This is a genomic window from Micromonospora sp. 4G55 (genome assembly GCF_016803375.1).
Genome location: NZ_JAEVHN010000796.1, coordinates 1 through 2,530 on the forward strand (window position 1 = coordinate 1; position 2,530 = coordinate 2,530).

The following is a 2,530-nucleotide window of genomic DNA, read 5'->3' on the forward strand; positions in this document are numbered from 1 at the left end:
GACGTCGCGGCGCACCGTGCGCAGCGCGAGGGTGCCGGGCGCGCCGAGCACCAGCCCGAGCGGCGCCAGCATTCCGACCAGCAGGTGCCGCCACATGTGCCCGACCAGGTCGTGGCCGGGCAGCACTGCGGCCACCGCGAGCAGCGCGGCGCCCGCACCGAAGCTCGCGGTACGCCAGTGGCTCCAGCCGCCGCGCCCCGGGTCGCGCTGGCGCAGCGCCGCGGCCAGGTAGACCCAGAAGACCAGCAACGGTACGAGCAGCAGCGGGCCGACTCCGTCGCCGTGCCGCCCGGTCATCGCCGGTCGGCGCAGGTGTCCACCGCGCCGGCGCGGCGCTGCACGGCCCAGCCCACGGCGATCAGCGCCGCGCCGAACAGCAGGAAGCCGACGTCCCAGGCCGTCTGGTGGGGGCCGCCGTGCACGTGGTGGATGCCCAGCAGGTGGTGGTCGACGACCCCCTCGACCAGGTTGAACAGGCCCCAGCCCACCAGCGCCCAACCCCACAGCGCCGGGGAGCGCCAGAGCCGGCCGCGGGACCGGGTGACCCGGGCGTAGAGCAGCGCCAGCCCGGTGAGCACCGCCACCCAGGTGACCACGTGGAAGATGCCGTCCCAGAGGGTGTTCATCTGCAGGCCGGGGACGGTGTCCACCGGGTACGGCCGGATCCCGAGGTTGTCGCTGTCGGTGCTGCTGAGCAGGTGGTGCCACTGGAGCACCTGGTGCAGGACGATGCCGTCGGCGAAGCCGCCGAGCCCGACGCCGAGGATGGTGGCGGGCAGCCGGATGTCGGCGCCGTCGATGGTCGTGGTGGCCATGGGGAACCTCCGCCGTCGTGGGCCGGGTCCGCTTCGCCCTACGTCCGGCCCTTACGAGCCGAACGTACCCGGTGGCCGGCTATGTCGCTTGCCACCAGGTGGACGAGCGCCGTCGCGGCGGTGCCGGCTGCACTAGGCTCCCCTGCGATGGACGACGTGACCCGGATTCCGGTCGGCGGCGAGCGGCCGTACGACGTGCTCGTGGGACGAGACCTGCTCGATCCGCCGCCCCGGCTGCTGCCCGGCGCCGAGCGGGTCGCGCTGCTGTTCGCGCCGCCGCTCAAGGACCTGGCCGACACGCTGGCCGAACGGCTGCGCGCGCTCGGGGTGACCCCGCTGCCGATCGAGGTGCCCGACGCCGAGGCGGGCAAGCGGATCGAGGTGGCCGCTGACTGCTGGGAGCGGCTCGGCGCGGCCGGGTTCACCCGTACCGACGCGGTGGTCGGGGTGGGCGGGGAGCGGTGACCGACCTGGCCGGCTTCGTCGCCGCCTGCTGGCTGCGCGGGGTGCGCTGGGTGCCGGTGGCGACCTCCCTGCTCGGCATGGTCGACGCCGCGGTCGGGGGCAAGACCGGCGTGAACACCGCCGCCGGCAAGAACCTGGTCGGCGCGTTCCACCCGCCGGCCGGCGTGCTCTGCGACCTGGCGACGCTGGACAGCCTGCCCCCGGCCGACCTGGCCGCCGGGATGGCCGAGGTGGTCAAGTGCGGCTTCATCGCCGACCCGGTGATTCTCGACCTGGTCGAGCGGGACCCGGCCGCCGCCGTCGACCCGACCGGCCCCGTGGCCCGCGAGCTGATCGAGCGGGCGATCCGGGTGAAGGCCGACGTGGTCTCCGGCGACCTGCGCGAGTCCGGGGTGCGCGAGGTGCTCAACTACGGCCACACCCTGGCGCACGCGATCGAGAAGGTGGAGGGCTACCGCTGGCGGCACGGGCACGCCGTCGCGGTGGGCACCGTCTTCGCTGGCGCCCTGGCCCGGCTGGCCGGGCGGCTCGACGCCGCCACCGCCGAGCGGCACCGCACGGTCATGGCCGCGCTCGGCCTGCCGACCAGCTACCCGGCCGACGCCTGGCCCGACCTGCTGGCCGCGATGCGGGTGGACAAGAAGGCCCGGGGCAGCACCCTGCGCTTCGTGGTGCTCGACGGCCTGGCCCGGCCGGCGATCCTGGAGGGGCCGGACGACGAGCTGCTGCACGCCGCCTACCGGGAGATCGCCTCGTGAGGGTGTACGTCCTGAACGGGCCGAACCTGGGCCGGCTCGGCACCCGGCAGGTCGACGTGTACGGCGTGACCAGCTACGCCGACCTGGTGACGCTCTGTGTCGACACCGGCCGTGAGTTGGGGCTGGACGTGGTCGTCCGGCAGACCGACGCCGAGCACGAGCTGCTGGGCTGGCTGCACGAGGCGGCCGACGAGCAGGCGGCGGTGGTGCTCAATCCGGCCGCCTGGTCGCACTACTCGATCGCGGTCCGGGACGCCTGCGCGATGCTGCGCGGGCCGCTGGTGGAGGTGCACATCTCCAACATCCACGCCCGGGAGGAGTTCCGGCACCACTCCGTGGTCTCCGCCGTGGCGACCGGGGTGATCTGCGGCCTGGGCGTCGACGGCTACCGCCTCGCCCTGCGTCACCTGGCCACCCGCCTCGGCGCCGCCAGCTGAGCGGTCGCCGCCGCTGGGCGCCCGGCCGGCCGGCCGTCCCCCGCAACCGGCGCCG

At 75.0% G+C, this 2,530-nt stretch carries 3 protein-coding genes and 1 pseudogene; 2 read left to right on the forward strand and 2 right to left on the reverse strand.

Annotation, left to right across the window (positions count from 1 at the left end; all coding sequences use genetic code 11):
• Together JNW89_RS34305 and JNW89_RS34310 are read right to left on the reverse strand one after the other, a co-directional pair.
• The coding region (locus JNW89_RS34305) for a cytochrome c oxidase assembly protein (RefSeq protein WP_238452198.1) at window positions 1–297 on the reverse strand (297 nt) is incomplete at its 3' end.
• Entirely contained in the window at window positions 294–815 is a 522-nt protein-coding gene (locus JNW89_RS34310; protein WP_238452199.1) for a DUF2243 domain-containing protein, read from the reverse strand. The genes JNW89_RS34305 and JNW89_RS34310, both read right to left, overlap by 4 nt.
• Window positions 816–962: 147 nt before the next feature.
• Between JNW89_RS34310 and aroB the strand changes: the two are divergent.
• Window positions 963–2,038 (forward strand): annotated as a pseudogene (gene aroB / locus JNW89_RS34315) (3-dehydroquinate synthase).
• Window positions 2,035–2,475 carry a type II 3-dehydroquinate dehydratase gene (gene aroQ, locus JNW89_RS34320; protein ID WP_238452200.1) on the forward strand — a complete coding sequence of 147 codons (441 nt, stop codon included), beginning with the start codon at window positions 2,035–2,037 and terminating at the stop codon, window positions 2,473–2,475. Before aroB ends, aroQ begins: the two are co-directional and overlap by 4 nt.
• The last annotated feature ends 55 nt before the right edge of the window (window positions 2,476–2,530 follow it).

What these genes read in the sequence shown, in the direction of transcription:
- JNW89_RS34310 (WP_238452199.1), bottom strand. Translation starts at nt 815, where the DNA reads ATGGCCACCACGACCATCGACGGCGCCGACATCCGGCTGCCCGCCACC.